Origin of the sequence: Candidatus Nanosynbacter sp. TM7-074 (genome assembly GCF_041006295.1) — a bacterium.
Classification (GTDB): domain Bacteria; phylum Patescibacteriota; class Saccharimonadia; order Saccharimonadales; family Saccharimonadaceae; genus Nanosynbacter.
Window position 1 is genome coordinate 257,911 of the sequence record NZ_CP158487.1, and the last position, 22,889, is coordinate 280,799.

Here is a 22,889-nt window from a genome sequence, read left to right on the forward strand (position 1 = left end):
TACTATACTGGAGTTTTGACAAAAAATCTATAGTACTTATGGCTATTATTCGCGACCAGGAACTGATAGCTGCTGCCGGTTTCTCTTTATCTCTTCTTCAATTTCAGCCAGTGTTGGCTCGGTAGAAGTTTTAGGTGCTTGTGGATTTGTCGTTTGAGGTCCTGGGATGGGTGCAGCCGACACCTGAGCAGAAACTGCGCTGCTGGTAATGTCTGATGCTTCAACAGTAGATTCTTCCGGCGATTTTTCAGGGGTAATTTCAATATCTTCAGCGGTAGCAGGAGATGGGCCTGCTTGGTCTGAGGATTCTGCGTTTATGTTCTCCAAGCGCTGAGTAGCTTCCGCGCTACTGACTCGTGGAATTTCTAGGTAGAATGTACTGCCCTCTTTATATTTACTCTCAACACGTAAGTTGCCTGACATCGTCTCAGCTAAACGGCGGCTTAAGTACAGCCCTAAGCCAGTACCGCCAATTTCGCGGGTGTCAGAGTTGTCAACGCGATAAAATTTCTGGAATAAATGCGGAATGTCCTCGGCAGGAATGCCTATGCCGCTATCTTTAACGCTTATAGAGATTTGCTTATCGTTACCAGTGATATCTACGGTAACATCTCCAGATGGCGTGTATTTGATGGCATTTTCTATAAGATTACTGGTAACCTCCCTAAAATGGTCAGGGTCAATATTAGCATAGAATATTGGCTGTAGCGATTTTTCTTTTCCTTCGTCAATCATGTCTGGAGCAAAGATATAATTTAGCTGCTTTTCGTTGGCTTTTGGCGCTAGTCCTTCAAAAATTTCTTTTAGGAATTCATTAATATTGATAATCTTTGGATTATTTTTCATTCGGCCGTCTTCTACTTTACTAATGTCAAGCAGATCCTGAAATAGCCGTCCTAGATGCTGTGCCGACTCGTGGGCTTTAGTTATGAAGTCGCGCGCTTTTTCATCGATATTGGCGGTGGCTGGATTGAGAGCTAATCCCAGATATCCTTCAATTGAGGCGACTGGTGTGCGCATCTCGTGGCTGGCGGTAGAGATGAATTCAGCCTGCTCACGTTCTTCAGCCTTTTCTTTGGTAATATCTCGGAATACCACAATAACCCCTTCTCCGTCTGTACCAACCGGAGAGCTAACTACTGAAACTAGGATTCGTTTTTCAGAACTGGTTAATAGGAAGAATTTATCACTGTGGGCTGGTTGATTTTTAGATAAAGATTGAGAGATTGGATTTTCAAGCTCATCAACTTCCTTGCCATCTGAAGCAACCAGTTTCAGAACGCTTTTCCAGTTAAGCCCAAGTGCGTCACCTTGCTCCCAGCCGATAATTTGTTGAGCTGATGGATTAATTAGTTCAATATTGCCGTCTTTAGAAATAGCCAGAACACCGTCATTGATAGCATTGATAACTACATCAGACTTACCTTCAACGGCAGAGAGCTTATTCTCTAGGTTAGACACACTATTATCACTCTGCTGACGGCGACCCCAGAGGATAAGACTAAATATTAGAGGCAGGAACCCAAAAAATATATGTCCAATGATAAACTGCGTATTTATTCCACTCTGGGTGACGAAGGCGATGATTTGTAAGACTACCAGAAGCGCCATTATGCCTAGAATAGCTATACCAAAGAATCCAGCGAAAATTGCCACAATTATCCACATCGCTAAAAATGGCGAGACGACACCACCACTAGTAATGATGGTGACGACGCTTACGATGACGTTTAATAAATATACAAAAATACCGACACTGGTTTCGTGTTTTTTAGGCAACCAGAAACATAGAATAAGCATAATTAAGCTGCCGATTGCCGCTACTCCAGCTGCTTTGTCAGAGACAGATAATCCTATAGGCAGTTGATAGCCTGTAGGAATAAACCTTGCCCATGCGTATAACAGAATAATTGTAAAACAACTTAATAGCGCTACTTCACACAACCGCCTTAACCAAAATCTGGAAATTGTGTGAGGCTTACAGCAAATCCCGCCCTTTTTCATACCTTTTATTATGGCGAATTTTTGAGAAAATCTCAAGAGTGAACTCTGTAACATGTAAAAAGTAGACATCCGCCCCTTCTTCATGGTATAATCCATGGAGTTACGGCCCTATCGTCTAGCGGTTAGGACACCAGGTTCTCATCCTGGCAACCCGGGTTCGATTCCCGGTGGGGTCACCAAAAATATTCTGGCGGAGCTTTTTCCGTCTTTTTTATTTATGATTTATCATTGTCCATCTGCTTAACGACTTCAATGAGGTTGCGTGGCGTAATGTCGGCTTTAATCAGATAGCCATCGACGCGACCCATCACAGACTTGCGAGAAGACTCATCTTGCTCGAAATTAGTCATAATCAGCACCTTGCTATTCGGGATTAGGTCGACGTCATTATTACGGAGTGAATTTAAAATCTGGTCACCGCGCTGCTCTGGCAACATTAAGTCCAGAATAATGAGATCAAATTGCTGATTACGCGCTGCTACCAGCCCGTCATTGCCGTCAACCACCCATGTCACATCATAGCCGGCTTTTTGCAGACTTCTGACGTACATTTCGCCAATAAAGCGGTCGTCTTCTACACATAAAATTGTCTTTATCATAATTCCTCCTAACCCTTGTACATGGCGTGATTTTTTATCCAGCCGCCACCCTTTCGTATCAATTGATTATTTAATTGGCCATCTTCTAGTAATTTGTCTTTAACTGTGGCGTAAATTGGTAGGGTAAATGAGAAAACTGAGCCTTCATTCTCACGGGAGCGAGCAGTAATCGAACCGCCATGCGATTCTACGAAAGCCTTGCAAATGTAAAGGCCGATACCAGTGCCGGCTACGGCTTCACGTGATCGATGTGAGCGGTAAAACTTGTGGAATAGATTATTTACAACGTTAGCGGGCATTCCAATTCCGTTGTCGGCTACGGATATTTCTACAAAGTCGCCCTTTTTCTCTGCCGAGACGGTCACAGAGCCGCCCTCGAAACTATATTTAATAGCGTTATCGATTAGATTACCGATGACTTCCCCGATGCTGCCGTGGTCAGCGGCCACAGTCGGTAAATCTTCTGGAATATTTACGCTAAGCAAGCGGTGCTGGGTCGAGGCACGTAGCTGCATATCGTCAGAGATTGAGGCGTAAATATTCGAAACGGTATCTTCCAGGAGGTAGACCTTCAGATGATGTCTATCAAATCGTGCCACATTAAGGATATTGTCGACGTAGCTTGATAGGCGGTTGGCGGACACCGTTAGCCTTTCAAGCAGCTGTTGCTCGTCACCCTGCAGCCGCCCAGCAAATTCTTCAGTGATAATGTCCAGATAGCCTCGAATGACAGTAATCGGACCGCGAAGCTCATGAGCGGCAAATGATATGAAGTTAAGGTCCTCTTCTTCTGGTAAATAATTGTCAGACTTATCAATGAGGAAAATAACGGTCTCTGCAGTAGCGCCTTTTTCAAATGAGGCCACGACATCAAAAATGCGCGAATTTTGTATGATGTCGGGGTTGGTGCTGATACGTCGCCAGCGTCGTTCTGCTTTAATTTTCTCGTTAGAAATCTCGTGGAGCCAGTCAGAAATTGTTGGTTCGTTGATAAAATCTAACGCCAAAAAATCTTCGCCATTGGAGTTTCGGGAAATAGGCGAGGCAGAATTAGCGAAGATGATTTTCTGATTTTTATCGAGGATGATGACGCCGGTGCTGGTTTGGTTGAGGCCCTGAATGAGCGGAGTTTTTAAATTGTCTGTAGATGCGGGCTTTTTTTCTGGTTGATAGTCGCCGTAAATTGCCTGGAGTGCGGTCTTAAAGCCAGTTTTTTCGTAACGTTTATCGTTGGGTCGGGGCGGAATGTCGGTGGTTAGCTCGCCAATCTTATGAGACAAGGCGGCTAATATTTTATTAAGCGGAGCGGTGATAATTTTAACGATGGAAATTGAGGATACAATCTGTAAAATCGCTGTTATGAGGACGATGATCCAAAAGTTTAGATGAGAAATAGATAATCCTGTGAGATGAAGAGTGGTGGCTAGTCCTAGTATCACGCAGGCATTTGCTAACAATAATACGAGTATGACTTTTTGATAGTAGTATTGTTTGTATTCTCTTAGGGTTTTGGATTTTGGGTCTATTGCCATGAAACGCCTCCCCTACCTGGGGTGAAAGCAGAAATCCAGGTTTGACCGCGATTTAAGGCAATGTCTTTTCCGGATTCGTCTGTCAATTTTAATGGAGCGTTGATGTCAGTCTTTGACCAAGTTGCAGCGATGACTGTGCCGTTTTGGAAGACGTAAGCCTTGCCGCTACCAGTGGTTTTGATGTCCTCATAGCCGTCGGAATTTTGAGCACGAGCCTCAACACTAACTTCTATGGCGACAATAACATTTGGGGAAATCTGCCCGTCTTCACGATCAACATGCGGCGTACCGGCCATACTCCTGGCGTAAGAATTTGATTCTTTATGGTAAGTGTATGAGGTGTTGTAGGAGTATCCGCTGAGGTTTATGGCTATTTTTGTAGCATTTGGTGACTCGGCAGGTTTACCGTCAGCACGGGTGAAACTGGTAAACTCGGATTTAGTATAACCCTTGGTGCTGTTTAATTGGTCAATTCGTTCTCCAGAAGTGTAGACGTTGTGCGGTGCGTAGCGGTCTCGGGCTCGCCAGTATGAGCCAGCGTTAAAGAATTGGTCAATATCGCGGTAGCTGCCGTTTCTGACTTGCGCTAAAGCGTTGGGACTGCCGCCAACGTGGGCGACTGATGCTTGGTATGGTGCTGCCCAGCTGAGGTAATATAGCCTGAGGCTTCTGACAGGTCCGATTAGCGCTGGCTTTTCTCCTTGATATAGGGCTATAAATCTAGTTATGCCGCCCTCTGCTACTGCCTCATAAACCACACCAGCTTTTTTCAAGCCAGATTGTGGCCGAGCGGTCGGGCTGTTCTCTATCATCACGCCAGTAACGGGCTGCTTTGTGGCGTTTTCATCAGCTACTTCTATACCAGTTAGGGGTGAGTAAAACTTTTTTGGTGTAGCTTTTTTCTTTGGTATTTGTAAATCTGTATTGGCAGTCTGCTCATATTTTATGGAATAAATAGCAATCAGAAAAACTCCAGTAATAACTACCGCGCTGGAAATTAGCGCAATTGCTAAGATATGTTTTTTCGCCCACTCTTTAAATCGTTTCCAGCGGGGTTCTTTTTTTCGTCCAGATTTATCTAATTTTTCTATATTCATGCTTATGCTTAGTATAGCATTTTCGGCGCGTGAATAAACTATTTTTGTAGATAATTATCAATTCTTTGCAGAGTTTTTTCCTGACCAATTAGCGCCAGTGTGTCATTCAGCTGTGGACTAAACTGCGCCCAAGTAGTCACAATTCGAACCAGGCTAAATAGAATACCGGGTTTTTGGCCTGTCGTTTCTAATAACTCATTCAGGCAATTTTGGATTGATTCTGGCGTCCAGTCGGTTATTTTGGCGAGTTCTTGGCGTACTACGCTTAAAAGGTTCTGCCGTTCTTCTTCGGCTAATTTTCGGAGTTGCTTATTGCCAGTAATTAATTCCTCGTTAATTTCAGGCTCGGTGAAGAAATAGTTGGTTAATTTTGGTAAATCTTGTAGTATTTTCAAGCGATCCTGCGCCAGGCTTAAGACTTGTTTTTTATACGATTCTTCGACGTTGTTTGATTCTTCGCCCCAGAAAGTTTCGCATCGATTATAAAGGTTGTCTAAGTCGAGTGAGCGAATCCATTGGCCGTTTAGCCAAATGAGCCGCTGCTCGTCAAAGCGCGCGCCTGATTTTTGGACACGGTCAAGCGAGAACTTTTCAATCAATTCATCCTTGCTGAAAATCTCTTGTTCAGTGCCGTCATTCCAGCCAAGTTGCGCTAAGAAATTCAGCATTGCTTCTGGTAATATTCCCTCTTTTTGGTACTCGGTGACACTTTTCGCGCCATCGCGCTTGCCTAACTTCTTGTTGCCGGTCGGCGCCATAATGTGTGGCACGTGCGCTAGAATTGGCGGCTCGATTTTCAGTGCTTCATACAAAGATAAATATTTGGGTGTACTGGCGATATATTCTGAGCCGCGAATAACATGGGTGATTCTCATCTCAAAATCGTCAATGATATGAGCAAAGTTATATGTCGGCAGCCCGTCTGCCTTGATTAGGATAAAATCGTCAAGCGCCTCTGGTCCGGCTGACAATTCACCCATGACGGCGTCTTGCCAAGAATATCGCTTAATTTCCGGAACCTTAAAACGGAGTGGCATACCCAGCTGCCATTCTGGTGGATTTTCTGGCCGATGGTCGCGGTATAAGAAAGCTCGCTTCTCGGTCTTAGCTTGGTCGCGGAAGGTTTGAACTTGTTCTGGTGTGTACGGATCGGCGTAAGCTAAGCCTTCATCAATCATTTTCTTAGCCCACTTGAGGTAAATTTCCCGTCGGTTTGTTTGATGATATGGTCCGAAATTGCCAACCTCTTCTGTGCTATCGAGACTTGGTCCTTCGTCCCAATCTAGCCCCAGCCAATTTAGAGTTTTTAGAATCAATTCCTCTGCTCCGTCGACAAATCTAGCTTGGTCGGTGTCTTCGATGCGTAGGATAAAATCACCCTGATGTTTCCGGGCAACAAGATAAGTGTATAGCGCAGTACGAACATTGCCGACGTGAATATAGCCAGTCGGACTTGGCGCAAAACGAGTTCTAGTAGTCATGAATAAATTATATCACGTTAACTGATATGCTACAGGCTGGTTGCGATTTTTTGGATTTGATCGTTGGAGAGATTAGCATCGCCGCTGATCTGGTATAAAATTCCGCCGTTCACCCAGGCAGCTTCTTTACCTCCGCTATAAATGGTTAATCCGTCAATCATCGTAGTATTTGGTGATTTATGCTTTTCGGAGAAGAATTCCTTAACGGCTGATGAGTTCCAGCCACTTTTTTGTTGGGTTATGGTGTAAGCTGAACTGCCGTCAGCGTAGGCATAGCGCATGCTAACTTCGCCTGATTTGAACTTAATTGGACCGTTTAGTGCGTAGCCGTCTGGTTTGTAGCCTGGATATTTGGCGTCAATTCCTGACTGAATTGCCGCCATCCTTATGGAAATGTTTGGCATACTTAGATATGTCAAATAGCCGCCAAGTAGCATTACCGCAAGACCAACAGAAAAGGTATTCAACCAGCGTAGTGCGCTGCCTTTTTTCTGGCGTCGTCGAACTTTTTTATTGCTAGTAATTTCATTTGATAAGGCTTTTTCGATAGCTTCATTTTTTAATTCTTTAGCGGTTTTTATGGCTGGCTTTTCGATTTTTTTCGGGGCAACTAATGGATTATTATTGGTAGCTAGCGGTCGACGGTCTTTTCGTAGTTTGCCATTAACGCTAAGATTTCTGTTTTGGGCACGACGAATGACCGGATGAGCCTCGGCTGGGCGGTTAACGACGATTCGCTCTGGGGTTGGCTTGCTGACTGTTGGCGTAGCAAATTTCTTTACGGCAACATGTTGCTGCACGGAAGCGCGGGTCTTCTGAGGTTTGGCAGCCAGTGCTGTACGTTGCGGCATCTTAACGTGTCGGCGATTTAAAGTACTCGATTTTTGAATGTGATTAGCATGGATGTTTGATACTGCGGTACCGCGGCTGTTGATTGGCTGTACCTTTTTTACTTCAGTTTTCTTTACGTCAATGTCATCCATCACCATGCCAGTTATGGTGTTGTAGGCTCGCCCATTGATAACTACATAATTTTTACTCGTCATTAATCCCCCTAATGTTTATTCCTGTATATATAGTACAAATCGCCTACGGTTTTTTCAAGTATGCAAATATGCTATAATTTCCGTAATTATGTATCGACAAAGAAATCGTACTAAGGAACTCGCAAGGCGAGCCTTTGTGTACACGTTAATGACATTATCGCTTATTACTCTTCTGGTATTTTTAACTTTTAGAATGCTTGGCTATACATTTAATCCTAATACAAAAGAATTGCAGCAAACGGGACTAGTCCAATACGAATCTCATCCAAGCGGAGCGCTGGTCTATGTTGATGATATGGAGTTGCGTAGGACCTCAACAAAGAGTACTGTGCTTCCAGGAAAGCATACATTTGCAATGAAGTTAAACGAATACGAGCCATGGCAGAAGACTCTAGATATTAAATCTAACACCGTAACCAATCTGAATTATGCCAGGCTCATTCCGATAAAACGCGACACTACGGAGGTAAAAACCTTTGATTCGGTGCAGGCCATCTCCTTATCTCCGAACGGTGGTTTTTTGATGGGCTTTGGTACAAAGGACAAAACTCCGTTCATGACTGTCGGTGATATCCGAGACACCAATAAAGGCAAAGAGAAATTTACGGAATATAATCTCAGTACAAGTCTCTTGGCTGGCTATTCCCTGTCTGCTGACGGTCACGTATTTTCGGTGGCGGAATGGGACCGCGACTCGCGATATGCTTTAGTCAAGCACTCATATTCAGCAGAAAATAATGCCACGGGCGTGCAGTGGCTGGTTTTTGACAGAGAGAATCCGGAGAAGATTATCGACGTAACGACTATGACGGGCTTAAGTGTAAAACAAATTAGTTTCGCAGGAACTGGCGCTCACTCGGTATATATGTTGCAGGAGAGCGGTGAGCTTCGTCGAGTTGATCTGGACAGCTCGACGATTTCTAGTCCAATTTTAACTGGCGTAGAGTCATTTAAGTTATACGGTGACGATCGGCTATCTTATGTGTCGGTTGTTGACGGCAAAAAAGTCGCAGGAATTTGGAAGCGGGATTGGAAAGAGCCGTTCGTTATCGGTAAATTCACCGCAGATAAGGCGCTGATTATTCGTATCTCTCGTTACTTTAATAAAGATACTGTAGTTTTGGCGGTTGGTCAGGATATGACAATTTATAGAGGAAATATATCAGACTCTAAGGACCGACAGAAAGAATTTTTACAAACTGCAAAAAATATTAAGACCGAAAACGCAACGACCAGTATGACCCTGGATAATGCTGGGCGGTTTATAGTGACACAAAACGGTGCAGCGTTACAATCGTATGATTTGGAGCGTAAAAAGTTGTCTCGGGTGTTTAATATTGGTGTTGCACAAGAGGTGAAGTGGCTTGATAATTTTTATATCCGTAGTGTATCGGCTAGCGGAAAGATGGAGATTCGTGAATTTGACGGCACTAACGCACATACTTTACTGGATGTAAAAAGCGGCATGGATTCGGTTTTATCAGCTAATCAGCGTTATGTCTATGGAATTACGGTTAACGCGTCTGGAAAATTTGTCCTGAACAAAATGAACATGGACAATGGCTCAATAGGATTCTTTAACTAACAATTAGTTTATCTACCAAATAATCTCTCTATAAGTGTTGGTTCGGGCTTTCCTGGAATAGCAGATTTGTTATTCTGTGGCTGACTTGTGTTGGATTCAGTTGTTGTGGTAGCTTTATTTGGGTCAGGACTGATCTGTTCAGCGAAAATCAATAAGCGCTTCTCTGCCGTACCTAAAGGCACGCAGCTAACTAGCGTCAACATTGGCTTGTCTGTGTTTAATTGGACCTTTGAGACTTCAGTTGGCATGACGACCTCGGTGGAGGTAATTTTATAAGTGTAGCGCTTGCTGTTGTAATTCATGTAGATGACGTCACCCTTGACTAGTTTTTCATTCTGGGCAAACACAAACTTATAGTCGCCTGCAGCAAAGGCATCATTACTGGAGTGTGCGGCAAAAACCGCGTTGCCTACCTGGCCTGGCACAGCGCTGGCCCCAGGAATTGAGAAGTGGGCGACTCCTCGCCTCATGGCTTCTGACTGAGATTTTGTATCGCTAGCAGCCCCATAAACCACTGGAGCATCAACATTGATTTTAGGAATAATGATTCGAGATTCAGAGCTAACCGTAACATCTGTTGACGCGTCAACAATAATATTCTGAGGATTAATTGCACCAGGTGTGGTGTAGGCGGCTACTGCTCCAAAAATGATGCGATTATATTGTAAAAACATGAAAATTAGTAGCACTGACAGGCCAGCAATCGCCGGGATAAAATGGCGAGATTTTTTGACCTTCTTGGCGGAATCTCGAACTTTTTGTTGAATTTGACTACGAAGCTCTTTTATGGCGACCTTTTGTGGGTCTAGAGGCTCGTCGGCGCCTGAATTTGCCTGCCTATTCTCCCTATTTAGCCTCGATATCTCACGGTTTTTTGCATTAATATTTTCAGCGTAATAACGCTCGTAGTACATTTGATAGTATTTTTGCCAAGCACTGTGATATTGCTTCCATTGGTCGGCTGAAACTTGGGTGTGGATAGTCGAAGTTTTATTCTGGACTGGGATTATTGCGGTGTCTGATTTTTTTTCTGGTTGGTCTGTCGGCGTCTCTTGGGTGATTGGAGTTGTTCGCATAGCGTGGCCGGAATTAGCTTGAGCTTGAGGTGTCTGCTGCGAGCTAATATATTGAGGCCGAGTTTCATTGGTTGGATTGCTATTCGGTTTCGTTTGAGGTTGTGACTGCTGGGGAGTGGCTTGATAATCTTCTGATCGAGCATAGATAGCGTCAAGCTGTCCGCGAATAACATCAGCAGCGGCGCTCTGCGAAGCTGCTGGATCACGAGCTGGCGGCGTAAGGGGTCGGCGCTGATCTGATTGCGGCATGCCCACTCGACCGTTTAATTGATCATCCGTCGGATACATAACTCCTTTTATTATACGGTAAATCAGCGGTAAATAAAAGTCGTGCTTGTGAGCGGGGGTTTATTATGCTACAATCATACGGTAGTTTGAAGCGTTCTCTTGTGCCGCGGTGGCGGAATTGGTAGACGCGCTAGACTCAAAATCTGGTGAGCAATAGCTCGTGCCGGTTCAAGTCCGGCCCGCGGTACCAGAGATGGCTTCAGGCTTAATCGTCCAACTTTTGGGCGATTTTTTATGCAAAGAAAACAGCCCGCAGAAAGGCATTATGCCGAGGCTTTATGCCTTCCAGGCAGGCTACTTCCTTTTTTCTGTGGGCTTTAAAGCCCCTCAGTCGTTTTGACCAGAGAGCAGTATTACGATCATCACTACGATGATGATAGACATCATGTATGCGTCCATGATTCCCCCCTAAGAAATGTTTCACTCGCGACCAAGGGCTACTTTCGCCCTTTGACAAGTCACGAGCGAAAGCTTAGTAGTATCATACAACTAATTGTGTGTAATGTCAAATAGATATTTATGCGAGGCTACATTTTGCAGATAGCGGTACTAATTGCCGCTAGTGGCGCTTCTGGCGACCAAATCAAGTAGCTGGCGGCACGTGCGCCAACGGTCCCTCGCCAGATTGCCATTGGAGCGTCCCATTTTTGGGTGACGACTTCTCCGCCGTGGGCAATTATTAGATTGTCCGCATGAAAAACACAAATAGTTACGGGATATGTAATGGTAAATTTGTGAAGTGTCTCAACGAGTTGCGCCAGCTGAATGCTAAAAGTAATCATCTTTGGGTAATAAATGGCGCGAAAAATTTTCTGAACTTGCGCCAGACTTGCCACAAAAACCACGCGCGGATTATCTAAGATCTCCTGGAAGCTGTTCTGGACCAGGTCAATCGTATCTCTTGTTAATACTACTGGGATTTCTGACTTTTTTATCAATTCTTCGTAGACAATTGCCGTTTGACTATTCCGTCCAGCGTCGCCGCACAACAGTAATACGTCCGCCCATTTTTCTAAGGCTAGAGCTTCGTTTAGTGCTTCGTTGGCTAGGCTGCCTGATTGGTTAGTTGGTGCAAATAATACATCGGTCATTACCGTGGGGACACTTTTTTTCAATACATCAGGCAGTAATGCGCGAGCTTCGCCGACACCGGCTTTAAGAGCTTCTTGATAACTTTCCGCGACCGCTAAAAATCCCAATTTATTGCCGCCAATAATCCCCAGCTTCCCTGCTTGATCGCGCCGTTCTGGCTTATTCCACTCAACATCAGGAAAAAGCGGTTTGCCCGGTTCTTGTCTGTGCCAAAATTTCATGTCCATTTACAAATTTACCTCAATACTCACCGGACAATGATCACTACCCATTTGTTCGGGGTGAATTTGTGGATTAGTGACGCGATTTGCAATTTCACGTGATGCCAACCAATAGTCAATCCGCCAACCGACATTGCGCGCCCTAGCATTAGCCCAGTGTGTCCACCAAGTATAAGCGCCGGTTTTTTCGGGAAAAACTGCCCGGAATGTATCAATAAAGCCAGCGTCCAAATAATTTTGGAAGCCCTCGCGCTCTTCGTCGGTGAAGCCGTGTTTGCCAACGTTAGGTTTGGGATTTGCTAAGTCAATTTCTTTATGCGCCACGTTCATGTCGCCGCAGTATAGTACCGGCTTTGACAGTTCCAATTCCTGTAGATAAGCTAATACTGCCTTATCCCATTTTTCATGGCGTAAACCCAGGCGACTCAAGTCTCCTTTGGAGTTTGGTGTGTAGCAAGTAACCACCCAGAAACTGTCAAACTCAGCCGCGATAATCCGCCCCTCGTCAGCTGGATTGCCATATTTATCATCAGTTAGGTCGAATCTTTCAATTATATTTTGTGGAAATCCATCATGCCAATTCAGTGGTGGGATTTTTGAGAAAATTGCCGTACCAGAATAGCCTTTTTTAGCGGCAGAATAAAAATGCTCGTGATAATCTGGAAGGTCGATTTCAACTTGGTCTCGTGCGGCCTTGGTCTCTTGTAGACATAAAATATCCGGATTGTACTTATTGATGAATTGCGCAAATTCGCCCTTGTTGATGACTGCGCGAATACCGTTTACGTTCCAGGAGAATAATTTCATATAGCCATTTTAGCGAATTTCTTGTAATCAGGGTAGTCTCACCCCGTAAATATTCTAATTTATGCCATCAATTCTCGGTAGAGTGATATATATTTCTCTGTCATTATTTTTGCAGAAAGTTGCTCGCATTTTTGTTTTGATCCACGGGATAGCTTATTGCGTAGTGCGACATCACTAGCAAGGAGTGTCATGCCCTTGCTGATTGCTGAAGCTGACGGCAATGTTCTAATACTGTTTGTTTTGTCGACGCCAACATCCAGCTGGTCGTCACAATATAATATTGGTAGCTCTGCTGCCAGTGCTTCAAGTATAACCATCGGCTGATTGTCAAAATGATATGACGTCAGGATAAATACGTCAGAACTTTTCAGATGTTTTGCGATGTTATCGAGGCGATGGACTTGTCCAAGCAGTTTAATATTGGATGTGTCGGTTGCCAACTGTTTAATTAACGGCATTTGATTACCGTCACCAATGAGTACAAGCTCAGCGTTTGATAATTTCGCTATCTTGAAGGCTTCCACCATTGTGTCGATGCGTTTCTCGTTGGATATTCTACCAATACTGATGAAGCGAACTGTATTTCTGTCCTTCTTTACCGCTGTATTGCTGATTAGTTTATGCAGTCCCTTGTTATAACCATTCGGAATGCTTTTTTTAATAAACTGTTTGTTCGGAGAGGCTGCCTGTATATACTTCAGCATATACTGCGACGGCGTAACGATTGCGTCAACTGCATTTGCCATAAGTGCTTGTGATTTCCAGTATGACTTGCCAAAATGAGGACATTCCCTAAATATAGAATCTTTAGAACTGACGTTAATCGGTTTTTGTCGGCGTATCAAGTGAAGCTTAAATGCTAATAATCGATAAGCTATTGTGGCGGCTAGCATCTTTGATTTGGCGTAATATGGCACTGAACCCGCCATGTTGGTGTGAAATGTATGAACATGAGGGATATGCTGCATCTTAGCAATCCTGGCGGACAAAATGAGAGCTCCAGTGTCTGTTTGGCTGTGAATAACGTCAAATTGATGATTTTTTGTGATACTTTTCGCAATGCGAGCGGTACTCGAGAGAATGGCGGTATGTTTTAAGGCGCCGGGCGGCTGAACTGACTTTAGGGCGATATACTTGGCGTTTTTTGGTGGCGTGAAATTTTTTTCAGGTACGATCAGTGTGACGTGGTGTCCCATCGCGGATAATTCATCGATTTGTGATTGAATAGATCTACTAACTCCGCTTGATGATGGATAATAGTCGTCTAGAACCAGCGCGATTTTTAGTGATGCAGAAAGTTTATTAGATTCCATGAATTTAGTATAATCGTACTATGGCGAAAATTCCAACCTTGCGGCAGATATATCAGAAATTAAATTGCCAAGAAAAGACAAAAGATGGTATATGCTGGATTCAGTGTAATACAAGATCAAGTAAGACAGTTGCCATCTTTCACGGCGTTACTGGCGGAAAGATTGATATGATGCCGCTGGCGGAGCGGTATGTAGGGCTCGGGTATGCTGTTTATGTGTTTGACTTGCCAGGACACGGTGGCTCAAAGATGTTACCTTTTCGTACTTATGACGATATGGCAGATTGGATGATGAGAGCTTTAGTCTGCCTTGGTCGTCCAGTTGATGTTCTGATTAGCAATTCTTTTTCTTCATCTATTGTCTACCATTTAATGCGTAAGGAATTGTTGTCAGAGTCTATGAAGGTTATTATGGGTTGTCCGACTCCTGATCCGTCAAGACTCGCAGACGTGCTACAGGGTCTATCTAATCACTTGCCTCATAAGCTTGGTTGGTCTGTCTACAACTCAAAACCGGCTCAGAAGATTCGCGTGGCGGCAGCATTACAAACGAGAAGAGAAGACGCTTGGCAATGGTTGTCTGAGTCAGAGCGGTATAAAAAAGAAACGTTGACGCTTGATGATTCAAATACTCTAACGACTTTGTTGTATAGACAAAATCCATATCAAGGTGTGATATCTGATATCTATGACGTATCAATCGTCATAGGCGGTAAGGATAATATAATAACTGCGAGAACTCCTGAGATTATATGTCAGCTTATACCTCACGCTCAGCTGATTGTAGTACCAGAAGCTGGGCATATTTTGCATTTTGAGGCTGTAGAGCAATATCCAGAAGTGTGAGTAAGTGTGATATTATTTTAATATGAGGATAGCCTTTTTTATTGACGATTATTTACCTTCAGTGCATGGAGTAGCGACTTCTACTCGTGCGTATAAGCAAGCCCTGGAAACTCTGGGCCACGAGGTGTTTATCGTAGCACCAAAAGTTGGTGAGTATGTCGACGAGGACGATAACATTATTCGCATTTCGTCAATGAAAAATTACATTTTTGAGAAACGTCATACTGCCAATTTATATCCAGGTCTCGCAAAGAAGTTTGATAAGTATAAGTTTGACGTTGTTCATAGTCAGACGCAGTTTCAGTTGGGTGTATTGGCGCATGCGGTGGCTCGACGGCAAAATATTCCACACGTAACGACGATACATACTCTTTATACCGAGCTGCTAGACGATTATCCGCTGATGGTGATTGCTGGTGTTATAGCTCTGACAGTAGCGACACCGTTTGTTTTGGGGACGAAGCCGGTTTTGCCAGGATTGTCTGACGAGAAGATCCGTGGCCTGAGTAGACAGGCTCTAAAAGATATGATTTCACGTCAAGGTTGGCGGCTGACTGCAGCTTTTGCAAATAAGTGTGACGCTTGCATATCGCCATCAAAGCATTTAGAAAAGATTTTGGTAGATGAGGGTGGATTGACTGCACCGTGCTACAATTTTCCAAACGGAATTAATACAGTTAAATATCGTGATGCAAAGGCTGCTGATTCGCCGATTCAGAAGAAGCCTGGCGATAAATTCATTATTTCAGTAGCTCGGCTTAGTCCAGAGAAGCGGCAGATTGCCTTAATTGAAGCGATGCCGTATATTAAAAATCCGCACATCAAGTTAGTGTTGGCGGGTGGTGGACCATACGAGAAAGAGCTAAAGGACCGTGCTCAGCAGCTTGGTCTTGTCGATCGAGTCATATTCACTGGCATGCAGCCAGCAGATAAAGTGGCGGCTCTACTAAAGCAAGCAGATGTTTTCTCCTTGGCATCGTATCACTTTGACAATCAGCCAATGACATTTTTGGAGGCATCGGCCGCTGGATTGCCGATTGTTTATTGTGACGAGCAGATGACAGAGGGTCTGACTAAGAAAAATGCTATTTTGACGGATGGTATCGAAGGTGAAGATTTTGCCAAAGTATTTAATGAGTTGTTTGCCGACCCCGAACGACTAGCGGCGCTGTCAAAAGGTGCTTTGTCGGTGGCAAAGAAATTTGACTCGGTTACTATGGCTAAGAAAATGGTCGCTCTGTATGATGAATTGATACGCTCACGCCAGGCACTAAATACCTAATAGTCTTATCGCCGAGAGAGCTGCCGTCTAGTTTCGCGATCTTGATCTCGGCGTTTAATTGTTTCGCGTTTGTCGTAGGTTTTTTTACCTCTAGCTAGAGCAATAACCACTTTAATAAATTTTCCATTGGTCAATAATTTGGTCGGCACAATAGTCATGCCTTGCTTTTTGGCATCTGTAAAATGGGCAAGTTGTTTTTTGCTGACTAATAATTTTCGTGCCGAAGTGTCGACCGATCGGGTGTTTGCCTCGCCGCGGACGTTTAGTCGTAGCGAAAAGCTGGCGTTATTTAGCCGTAGTTCGTTATTTTTTAAACTTACGAAAGCGCCCTTCAGCTGAACATGTCCTTCCCTGGCGGCGCGTACCTCTAGTCCCGTCAAAACCAGCCCAGCTACAATTTCTTCGCCCAACTCATAGTCAAACCGAGCTCGTCGGTTAATGACGGCCTGGGTGTTTGGTTTCTTAGTTTTTGGCTTTGGCATGGGTATATTATAGCAGGTTTAACGACCTGGAGAGATAGAAATTTATATTATGCCATAAGCATGTTAAAAATACAATATATAACCCTTGAAAAGAGTATGTCATTTTTGTCATACTGGATGAATGCGTGGAGAAAAAATGTCTGGCCGCGAAGGCTTATTACTTAATGGCGAGCAAGATCAAGTTCCTCTTGATAAAATTGTACAACTATCTCAGATTCGTGGTGACAGAAATAGAGTAACGACCGCCCTGAAGGACAGTATCCTGCGGGAAGGACTGCTCTATCCGCCAATTGTAGCTAGCGTTACTCCTGCTTTACTGGAGGAGTATATCAGCTTTACTAATCGTACGTGGGGCGGTGATGCGAAGTTTGATGACTTTACTGACAGGCTGCGTCTAGATGGCAATTACTATCTTATGGTAGCTGGACATACCAGATGTGCGGCTGTTGAGGAACTCATCAACGAAGGCGCACTTCCTGTTGATACTGAGATGCCGGTTAAGGTGGTAAAAATGGATTCAGTCATGGATATTGTCTCAGTTCAGCGGGCTGATAATCTACACAGCGCACCCCCGAAAGAGCGTGAAGCTATGGCTATCGTAGAGCTGTATGTTTGGGGCTTAGAGAATGGCAGCTGGAGTAATAAAAAAGAATTTCTCAATAGCCAGTCTAGTCAAAATATTAATATCACGAGAGGCACGCTACGCGATGCCCTGCATTATGCTAATCTGCCGTCAAGAATTCGGAATTTCATTTTAGGCGGTGCAATTAAGTATTCTGTGGGAGTCGAGATGGGTGCTGGCGTCCCTATTATGCTGGATTTTTTTGCTTATAAAATGGGCTTTTCTGGGTTTGATGATTCGGTGATAAACGAAGAGTCCAAAAGACAAATTTGGTTGGCTACTGAAGTTTGTTTGGATAGGCTGTGTATTGAAATAGTTAGTGGCAATCGGAATACGGGAAAGAATAGAAGTATTCTGGAGTCTAGGGACCTAATCAAGAATGAGCTTAAGAGAATGAAGGGTGTGATGGTACCGGTATCAGACGAGCCGCTATTTACCTTGCAAGAGCCGCCATCGCAGATTGTTGATAGTGAAATTAGAAATCTTCGTCAAGCACTTAATGATATGACTGTAAGGCATGCTAGCGGTTTATTATCAGACATTATTAGGGGTCAAGAGGGGCTGCTGGGTAGCGATGAAGTGGATAGCTTATTAGATAAACTTAAGTCTGTAGAAAACGATGAATATCGGAGGCTGGGCGGAATAGCCTTATCTGCAAGTATCTAATACTTCTCCCCTACCTTTGCTATAATAAGTCGGATGATAGCCGACATTCACATCACCGAGAAAAGTTTTGGCGATAAGACGTTGATGCGCGACGTCAAGTTTAGCGTGGATGACGGCGAGAAGGTCGGCGTGGTCGGCCGCAATGGCGTCGGCAAGTCGACACTGTTTGGCATCTTGGCAGGCACGGACACTGATTATACTGGCCAGGTGATTTTTCGGCGCGGCATCACCGTGGCCAGTACGGCGCAGGAGCATCACGGCTTGGGTGATCAGACGGTGTTGAGCTACATCTTGGCGGGGCTGCCAGAATATGCGAGCTTAAAGAAAATTATTGATGAATATCCTGAAACCATGGGCGATAATATGCGTAAGATTGAGGAGTACACGCAGGCGCTGGAGCGATTTGACCAGAAAGGGTTTTATCAGATTGAGGAGAAGATTGGGCGGGAGCTTGATAGTTTTCAGCTGAGCGGGTGTGGCGAGCGGCCGCTTGGTTCCCTGTCGGGTGGTCAGAAGCGGCTGGTGGAGATCGTCAAGATTATGCATTCGGAGGCGCATTTGGCGCTGATTGACGAGCCGACTAATCACATGGATTACGTGGCCAAGCAGCAATTCATCGACTGGATGAGTTCGCAGCCGCGCCAGGCCATGTTGATCATCACGCACGACCGCGATGTGCTAGGCCGGGTGGACCGGATTATTGAACTTAAAGATGGCCGAGCAGTCAGTTACCGTGGTAATTATGACGCCTATCTCAAGCAGAATGCTCAGGCGACAGCGGCGGGCATGAATAATTTTGAGCAAATTGAGAAGCGGATGACTAATCTTCGACAAAAGGTGTTGGATTATCAGCGGCTAAAGGAAAAGTCGCGAAACCCCGGCACCATCCAAAAGTTCAAGCGGCTGGAAAATGAAGCGCGGGCCGAGCTGGCGGAATTATCAGAGATGGACAAGCCGACGTTTTGGATTGACAAGGAGTCGGCTGGGCAGCTTGATTATAAGTCGGCTGAGCGCTACGGCAAGTTCAAGGCGCGCAATATTCGGCTATCAATGAAGGATGCGGCCAGTCGCAGTCAGCATGTGCTGGTGCGAGTTGAGGATGCGGCAGTTGGGGTTGACGAGCGGATATTGTTTGAGGGCGTGAATATTGATTTGCGTGAGGGCGAGGCGGTGGAGCTGCGCGGCCGGAATGGCGCTGGCAAGACGACGCTGATTCGGATGTTGTTGGCAAGCGGTGGTGCGGCTGCTCGGGCATCTCATAAAATAATCCGGGACCCGCTAAAGCCAGCCCAGATTTTTTCTGAGATGCCACTCGCATCCAACGCGTCGACTGCGGCACCTCCTGCGTTGGAGGCTGTGGAGCATTCGCGAATAGCGAGTGCTCCAGCCGAACGCTCGCGTAGTATCTCCAGTGGAGATGCAAGCGAAAAGAGTACTCCAGCGCAGGAGCGTGGCGTAGTCGTCACCCCCGTCCTCTACTCTGGTAATCTCTTCCTTGACCCACAGGTGCGGGTGGGTGTGTATGAGCAAGAGATCGATGAGCGGTATTTGGTGGATCCGTTGGAGGCGGCGATTGAGAAATTATACCTCAGTCGCGACCTGCCGATTTCTGAGACAAAAATTCGCCAATTATTAGCTGACTATTTATTCACTGAAGCCGATCGGATGACGCCACTAGCGCGCCTGTCGGGTGGTCAGAAGGCACGCTTTCAGATTATTGCCATGCTGGCGAATGACCCGCAACTATTGATTTTGGATGAGCCGACCAACCACCTTGATCTGCCGAGCATCGAGGAATTAGAGACGGCACTGGCGAAGTATTCCGGTGCCATCCTCTATGTCAGCCACGATAACTATTTCCGCCAAGAAATCGGCGGCGAGGTGGTGCAAATCGGCGCAGCATAATAGTCCCGCCACTTCAGGCGGGACTATTATTCGTTCAAATGCGTGTTCTAATCAGCTAACAGGCCATTCTTGCGCAGCAAGTCTTGCAGCTTTGGTCGGTCAAAACCAAGTACTAATTCCCCGTTAATGTCGGTAACCGGCACGCCTTGGAAATTGCCGCCGTTTTTATTTAGCAATTCTTCCTTAGCGCTAGGATCGGCCTCAATATCCTTAGAAACAAAATCAATACCCAACTTTTTTAGCCATTCCATTTCCGTGTGGCAAAACGCACACCAGCTGGTGCTATATACAACAACTTTTGTGTCTTGGTGGTTGTTCGTCGTGTCTTCGCTCATATACTCCCCTGTTTAATAACAATCTCAATTATAGCATATTGGCTACGCTTATTAGGAATTCTTAGAAGTTAAGTGCCAACCTTTGCACCATTCACAGCGATATACATCAATGGATAAATTTGGGTTGATTAGTTCTTGAGTGTCCGCGGCTTGGCGCGCCTTTACTTCTGTCGAAAATTGCCGTTTTTTCTGACAATTAGTTAGTCCAGAAATTGACATCAATGATGTTTTCTGTGATTTTTGACTATTTTTTGGATAATTTCGCCGAGGCATCTTGCAAAATAGTATAACAGATTGATATAGTGATAAGTAATCATGAAGGAAACTGATGCTTCTGCTGGTAAAACAGACGACTTTAATGCGGCAACGCTTTTGACTAAGACGATGATTAGTACGACGTGGCGGATGTTTTTGCCGACAGTTGGTTTAACTTTGTTGGGATTGTGGCTGGATGATAGAACTGGACTAAAGCCTAAGTTGACGCTTATGGGAATTGTCATTGGCGTGATTGTTGCGGCTGTTCTGGTATTTTTGCAAATTGCTAAGATTAAGCGACAGGAGTCGAAGAAATGATTAACTACATAGCAAGTGCTGGTCCGCACATTTCGGTAAAAGTTGACGAAGTTTTTAATATATCTGGCGTATCAATAACTAATTCGCATCTGGTCGGTATCTTAGGTTTGGTAGCGTTAGTGTGGCTAATGTTCCGTACGCGAGCAGCAGTTTTAGGGAAAAAGAAGCATAATTTCGCAACCATGTTGGTTCAGTGGACTTTTGACGGACTATATAATACTGTTCATCAGGTTATCCCCGACGAGAAGTGGGCGCGTAAAGTGGCGCCGCTGTGTATTACCCTGTTCTTCTTTATTGTTGCGCAGTACTGGTTGGGGCTTTTGCCGATTGTTGGTCCAATTACCATCGGCGAGCATCACACACCTTTATTCCGTGGCGGTGTGGCGGATCTTAATATGACGTTTGGGCTGGCAATTGTGACAATTGTGTCCGCGCAAGTTTATGCCTTTAAATACTTAGGTTTTAAGGGAAATATGGGACGATATTTTGTTAATCCACTGCGCGACCCAATTATGGCGTTCGTTGGTATTTTGGAGTTGGTGGCAGAGTTTTCGCGAATGCTAGGTCTGAGTTTCCGTCTGTTTGGTAACGTTTTGGCTGGCGAAATTCTCTTGGCTATCATTGCTTATATGACGCAATTTATGTCACCAGCCGCACTGCAGCCTTTCTATTTCTTCGAGTTATTTATCGGCGGCATTCAGGCATACATTTTCTTTATGTTGTCAACGGTGTTTATTTCCCTGGGGCTGGCTCACCACGATTCACACGAGCCGCTTGATGATGTTCACTCCTCTGTTGAAGCTAAGAAATTAGTGGCGGCAGAAAGTGATTAAATTAGTTAACAATTAATTAAAGGAGAATATTAAAAATGGAAGCATTATCATTTGCACTTACCTACGCAATCCCAGCTGCATTTGCAGCAATCGGCGCTGCAATCGTTGGCGCAGCTGCTATGAACGCCGCTGGTCGTAACCCAGAAAAAATCAACGACCTACGCACAATGATGATTTTGGGTATTTCGTTCATCGACGCGATTGCTATTATTGGTTTTGTTGCAGCAATCGTCGGCAAAGTTATGTAGTTTTCGGAGTAAATTGTGGAGAGAATATTAACACAATTTGCCAATTCTGGCGCGTCAGAGAAAGCTGATTTGCTGAGCTCGTTAGGGATTGATTGGACACTCTTAGCACTTCAGACAGTAGCGTTTCTAATTTTGCTTTTCGTGCTGCGTAAGTTTGTCTATCCGCCAATGATGGAGATGCTTGTTAAGCGCGAGAAAGACCTTAAGGCTGCTGACGCGGCGGCGAAATCAGCCAAAGAAAATGCTGATAGAGCCGAAGAGATGACTGCCGAGATGGTGCGAAAAGCCCGAGTTGAAGCTAGTAATATTGTCGCGTCAGCCCGAGAAGAAGCAGCTGAGGTTGTTGAGGAAGCGGCTGAAAAAGCCACCGCCAAGTCGGAGGCCTTGATTAAAGAAGCTCATAATACAATTGCTCAGGAAGTTAAAAACGCTAAGAAAGAATTGCATAATTCAACTCTGGAATTGGTAGCTGAGGCGGCTGGTAAGGTCTTAAACGAGAAGATTGATTCTAAAAAGGATGCAAAGCTAATCTCGACCGCGCTAGAGGAGGCTGAATAGATGCGATTGGTGTCCAGGCGAGAGTTGGCAAAATACGCAGCTGAGCAGATTATTGCTGGCAATGATACGATTATGGAAGAAATTGCTAGTTTGTTGGTTTATGAAAAACGCCAGCGTGAGATTGAGCTATTGGTGAGGGATGTCGAAGCAGAATTGGCTGGGCATGGTGAAATTGTGGCGTCAATTGAAAGCGCAAGAAAGCTTGATGTTGATACAAAGCGGGAGATAGAAAAATATCTGATGTCTGCAGTGGACACCAAGAGCAATAAGTCGAAGGTGACGCTGAAGGAATCAATTGACCCAACGCTAATTGGTGGCTTCAAGCTACGAACGCCGACCGCAACGCTGGACGCGACGATTGCTAAGAAACTAAACGACTTGCGGGCGAAGAAAATCTAG

General features: G+C 44.8%; 23 protein-coding genes and 2 tRNA genes. 12 read left to right on the top strand and 13 right to left on the bottom strand.

Annotation, left to right across the window (positions count from 1 at the left end; all coding sequences use genetic code 11):
• Nucleotides 1-45: 45 nt before the first annotated feature.
• Complete coding sequence (locus TM074_RS01345) at nt 46-2,004, bottom strand: ATP-binding protein (RefSeq protein WP_369000600.1); 1,959 nt, start codon at nt 2,002-2,004, stop codon at nt 46-48.
• A gap of 104 nt (nt 2,005-2,108) precedes the next feature.
• On the opposite strand from TM074_RS01345, the gene TM074_RS01350 reads away from it, so the two are divergent.
• Nucleotides 2,109-2,183: transfer RNA gene (locus tag TM074_RS01350), tRNA-Glu, on the top strand.
• A 36-nt stretch (nt 2,184-2,219) separates the two neighbouring features.
• Here TM074_RS01350 and TM074_RS01355 read toward each other — a convergent pair.
• Genes TM074_RS01355 through TM074_RS01375 form a run of 5 tightly spaced genes read right to left on the bottom strand, consistent with a single transcriptional unit; the run spans nt 2,220 to nt 7,759 of the window.
• On the bottom strand, nt 2,220-2,603 hold the full coding sequence (locus tag TM074_RS01355) for a response regulator transcription factor (protein WP_230478856.1): 384 nt from the start codon (nt 2,601-2,603) through the stop codon (nt 2,220-2,222).
• Nucleotides 2,604-2,611: 8 nt separating this feature from the next.
• Entirely contained in the window at nt 2,612-4,135 is a 1,524-nt protein-coding gene (locus TM074_RS01360) for a sensor histidine kinase (RefSeq protein ID WP_369000601.1), read from the bottom strand.
• On the bottom strand, nt 4,126-5,232 hold the full coding sequence (locus tag TM074_RS01365; protein WP_369000602.1) for a DUF3048 domain-containing protein: 1,107 nt from the start codon (nt 5,230-5,232) through the stop codon (nt 4,126-4,128). Before TM074_RS01365 ends, TM074_RS01360 begins: the two co-directional genes overlap by 10 nt.
• Nucleotides 5,233-5,270: 38 nt before the next feature.
• Nucleotides 5,271-6,713: a glutamate--tRNA ligase gene (gltX, locus tag TM074_RS01370; RefSeq protein ID WP_369000603.1), complete on the bottom strand. Its 1,443-nt coding sequence runs from the start codon at nt 6,711-6,713 to the stop codon at nt 5,271-5,273.
• Between the two features lie 29 nt (nt 6,714-6,742).
• On the bottom strand, nt 6,743-7,759 hold the full coding sequence (locus TM074_RS01375) for a DUF4367 domain-containing protein (protein ID WP_369000604.1): 1,017 nt from the start codon (nt 7,757-7,759) through the stop codon (nt 6,743-6,745).
• A gap of 88 nt (nt 7,760-7,847) precedes the next feature.
• Here TM074_RS01375 and TM074_RS01380 point away from each other — a divergent pair, with 88 nt between their 5' ends.
• Complete coding sequence (locus TM074_RS01380) at nt 7,848-9,344, top strand: PEGA domain-containing protein (RefSeq protein ID WP_369000605.1); 1,497 nt, start codon at nt 7,848-7,850, stop codon at nt 9,342-9,344.
• Nucleotides 9,345-9,352: 8 nt separating this feature from the next.
• Here the strand turns inward: TM074_RS01380 and TM074_RS01385 are convergent, their stop codons facing one another.
• A complete protein-coding gene (locus tag TM074_RS01385) occupies nt 9,353-10,708 on the bottom strand; it encodes a sortase (protein ID WP_369000606.1) in 1,356 nt (451 codons plus the stop codon).
• Nucleotides 10,709-10,811: 103 nt separating this feature from the next.
• On the opposite strand from TM074_RS01385, the gene TM074_RS01390 reads away from it, so the two are divergent.
• Nucleotides 10,812-10,898 (top strand) — tRNA-Leu (locus TM074_RS01390).
• Between the two features lie 337 nt (nt 10,899-11,235).
• Here the strand turns inward: TM074_RS01390 and TM074_RS01395 are convergent.
• The 3 genes from TM074_RS01395 to TM074_RS01405 are packed head-to-tail and all read right to left on the bottom strand — an operon-like array spanning nt 11,236 to nt 14,141.
• Entirely contained in the window at nt 11,236-12,021 is a 786-nt protein-coding gene (locus tag TM074_RS01395) for a hypothetical protein (RefSeq protein WP_369000607.1), read from the bottom strand.
• Between the two features lie 6 nt (nt 12,022-12,027).
• Entirely contained in the window at nt 12,028-12,828 is an 801-nt protein-coding gene (locus TM074_RS01400; protein WP_369000608.1) for an exodeoxyribonuclease III, read from the bottom strand.
• Between the two features lie 59 nt (nt 12,829-12,887).
• Nucleotides 12,888-14,141 carry a glycosyltransferase gene (locus TM074_RS01405; RefSeq protein ID WP_369000609.1) on the bottom strand — a complete coding sequence of 418 codons (1,254 nt, stop codon included), beginning with the start codon at nt 14,139-14,141 and terminating at the stop codon, nt 12,888-12,890.
• Nucleotides 14,142-14,161: 20 nt separating this feature from the next.
• Between TM074_RS01405 and TM074_RS01410 the strand changes: the two genes are divergently transcribed.
• Nucleotides 14,162-14,986 carry an alpha/beta fold hydrolase gene (locus TM074_RS01410; RefSeq protein WP_369000610.1) on the top strand — a complete coding sequence of 275 codons (825 nt, stop codon included), beginning with the start codon at nt 14,162-14,164 and terminating at the stop codon, nt 14,984-14,986.
• Nucleotides 14,987-15,008: 22 nt separating this feature from the next.
• A complete protein-coding gene (locus tag TM074_RS01415) occupies nt 15,009-16,268 on the top strand; it encodes a glycosyltransferase (RefSeq protein ID WP_369000611.1) in 1,260 nt (419 codons plus the stop codon).
• A 5-nt stretch (nt 16,269-16,273) separates the two neighbouring features.
• Here TM074_RS01415 and smpB read toward each other — a convergent pair whose 3' ends face one another.
• A complete protein-coding gene (gene smpB, locus TM074_RS01420) occupies nt 16,274-16,750 on the bottom strand; it encodes an SsrA-binding protein SmpB (RefSeq protein ID WP_369000612.1) in 477 nt (158 codons plus the stop codon).
• Between the two features lie 121 nt (nt 16,751-16,871).
• Between smpB and TM074_RS01425 the strand changes: the two genes are divergently transcribed.
• Together TM074_RS01425 and TM074_RS01430 are read left to right on the top strand one after the other, a co-directional pair.
• Nucleotides 16,872-18,038, top strand: a complete 1,167-nt coding sequence (locus TM074_RS01425) for a hypothetical protein (RefSeq protein ID WP_369000613.1) — start codon at nt 16,872-16,874, stop codon at nt 18,036-18,038.
• 33 nt (nt 18,039-18,071) lie between these two features.
• Entirely contained in the window at nt 18,072-19,943 is a 1,872-nt protein-coding gene (locus TM074_RS01430; RefSeq protein ID WP_369000614.1) for an ATP-binding cassette domain-containing protein, read from the top strand.
• Between the two features lie 47 nt (nt 19,944-19,990).
• On the opposite strand, the gene TM074_RS01435 is transcribed toward TM074_RS01430, so the two are convergent.
• The gene (locus tag TM074_RS01435; RefSeq protein ID WP_039327189.1) at nt 19,991-20,278 is read right to left on the bottom strand and encodes a glutaredoxin domain-containing protein; all 288 of its coding nucleotides are present in this window, start codon (nt 20,276-20,278) and stop codon (nt 19,991-19,993) included.
• A 51-nt stretch (nt 20,279-20,329) separates the two neighbouring features.
• Complete coding sequence (locus TM074_RS01440; protein ID WP_369000615.1) at nt 20,330-20,551, bottom strand: hypothetical protein; 222 nt, start codon at nt 20,549-20,551, stop codon at nt 20,330-20,332.
• A 42-nt stretch (nt 20,552-20,593) separates the two neighbouring features.
• Between TM074_RS01440 and TM074_RS01445 the strand changes: the two genes are divergently transcribed.
• From TM074_RS01445 to TM074_RS01465, 5 genes are read left to right on the top strand one after another with little or no spacing between them, the layout of a single operon-like run.
• A complete protein-coding gene (locus TM074_RS01445) occupies nt 20,594-20,851 on the top strand; it encodes an AtpZ/AtpI family protein (RefSeq protein WP_369000616.1) in 258 nt (85 codons plus the stop codon).
• A complete protein-coding gene (gene atpB / locus TM074_RS01450) occupies nt 20,848-21,684 on the top strand; it encodes a F0F1 ATP synthase subunit A (RefSeq protein WP_369000617.1) in 837 nt (278 codons plus the stop codon). Before TM074_RS01445 ends, atpB begins: the two co-directional genes overlap by 4 nt.
• Nucleotides 21,685-21,719: 35 nt before the next feature.
• On the top strand, nt 21,720-21,932 hold the full coding sequence (locus TM074_RS01455; RefSeq protein ID WP_039327198.1) for a H+-transporting ATPase: 213 nt from the start codon (nt 21,720-21,722) through the stop codon (nt 21,930-21,932).
• Between the two features lie 15 nt (nt 21,933-21,947).
• Nucleotides 21,948-22,490, top strand: a complete 543-nt coding sequence (atpF, locus tag TM074_RS01460; RefSeq protein WP_369000618.1) for a F0F1 ATP synthase subunit B — start codon at nt 21,948-21,950, stop codon at nt 22,488-22,490.
• Nucleotides 22,491-22,889 carry a F0F1 ATP synthase subunit delta gene (locus TM074_RS01465; RefSeq protein ID WP_369000619.1) on the top strand — a complete coding sequence of 133 codons (399 nt, stop codon included), beginning with the start codon at nt 22,491-22,493 and terminating at the stop codon, nt 22,887-22,889.

What these genes read in the sequence shown, in the direction of transcription:
- TM074_RS01385 (WP_369000606.1), bottom strand. Translation starts at nt 10,708, where the DNA reads ATGTATCCGACGGATGATCAATTAAACGGTCGAGTGGGCATGCCGCAA.
- TM074_RS01465 (WP_369000619.1), top strand. Translation starts at nt 22,491, where the DNA reads ATGCGATTGGTGTCCAGGCGAGAGTTGGCAAAATACGCAGCTGAGCAG.
- TM074_RS01435 (WP_039327189.1), bottom strand. Translation starts at nt 20,278, where the DNA reads ATGAGCGAAGACACGACGAACAACCACCAAGACACAAAAGTTGTTGTA.
- TM074_RS01455 (WP_039327198.1), top strand. Translation starts at nt 21,720, where the DNA reads ATGGAAGCATTATCATTTGCACTTACCTACGCAATCCCAGCTGCATTT.
- TM074_RS01445 (WP_369000616.1), top strand. Translation starts at nt 20,594, where the DNA reads ATGAAGGAAACTGATGCTTCTGCTGGTAAAACAGACGACTTTAATGCG.
- TM074_RS01355 (WP_230478856.1), bottom strand. Translation starts at nt 2,603, where the DNA reads ATGATAAAGACAATTTTATGTGTAGAAGACGACCGCTTTATTGGCGAA.
- TM074_RS01425 (WP_369000613.1), top strand. Translation starts at nt 16,872, where the DNA reads ATGCGTGGAGAAAAAATGTCTGGCCGCGAAGGCTTATTACTTAATGGC.
- TM074_RS01410 (WP_369000610.1), top strand. Translation starts at nt 14,162, where the DNA reads ATGGCGAAAATTCCAACCTTGCGGCAGATATATCAGAAATTAAATTGC.
- TM074_RS01430 (WP_369000614.1), top strand. Translation starts at nt 18,072, where the DNA reads ATGATAGCCGACATTCACATCACCGAGAAAAGTTTTGGCGATAAGACG.
- TM074_RS01440 (WP_369000615.1), bottom strand. Translation starts at nt 20,551, where the DNA reads ATGCCTCGGCGAAATTATCCAAAAAATAGTCAAAAATCACAGAAAACA.
- TM074_RS01360 (WP_369000601.1), bottom strand. Translation starts at nt 4,135, where the DNA reads ATGGCAATAGACCCAAAATCCAAAACCCTAAGAGAATACAAACAATAC.
- TM074_RS01375 (WP_369000604.1), bottom strand. Translation starts at nt 7,759, where the DNA reads ATGACGAGTAAAAATTATGTAGTTATCAATGGGCGAGCCTACAACACC.
- TM074_RS01405 (WP_369000609.1), bottom strand. Translation starts at nt 14,141, where the DNA reads ATGGAATCTAATAAACTTTCTGCATCACTAAAAATCGCGCTGGTTCTA.
- TM074_RS01415 (WP_369000611.1), top strand. Translation starts at nt 15,009, where the DNA reads ATGAGGATAGCCTTTTTTATTGACGATTATTTACCTTCAGTGCATGGA.
- TM074_RS01380 (WP_369000605.1), top strand. Translation starts at nt 7,848, where the DNA reads ATGTATCGACAAAGAAATCGTACTAAGGAACTCGCAAGGCGAGCCTTT.
- smpB (WP_369000612.1), bottom strand. Translation starts at nt 16,750, where the DNA reads ATGCCAAAGCCAAAAACTAAGAAACCAAACACCCAGGCCGTCATTAAC.
- TM074_RS01365 (WP_369000602.1), bottom strand. Translation starts at nt 5,232, where the DNA reads ATGAATATAGAAAAATTAGATAAATCTGGACGAAAAAAAGAACCCCGC.
- TM074_RS01345 (WP_369000600.1), bottom strand. Translation starts at nt 2,004, where the DNA reads ATGAAAAAGGGCGGGATTTGCTGTAAGCCTCACACAATTTCCAGATTT.
- atpB (WP_369000617.1), top strand. Translation starts at nt 20,848, where the DNA reads ATGATTAACTACATAGCAAGTGCTGGTCCGCACATTTCGGTAAAAGTT.
- TM074_RS01400 (WP_369000608.1), bottom strand. Translation starts at nt 12,828, where the DNA reads ATGAAATTATTCTCCTGGAACGTAAACGGTATTCGCGCAGTCATCAAC.
- gltX (WP_369000603.1), bottom strand. Translation starts at nt 6,713, where the DNA reads ATGACTACTAGAACTCGTTTTGCGCCAAGTCCGACTGGCTATATTCAC.
- TM074_RS01395 (WP_369000607.1), bottom strand. Translation starts at nt 12,021, where the DNA reads ATGAAATTTTGGCACAGACAAGAACCGGGCAAACCGCTTTTTCCTGAT.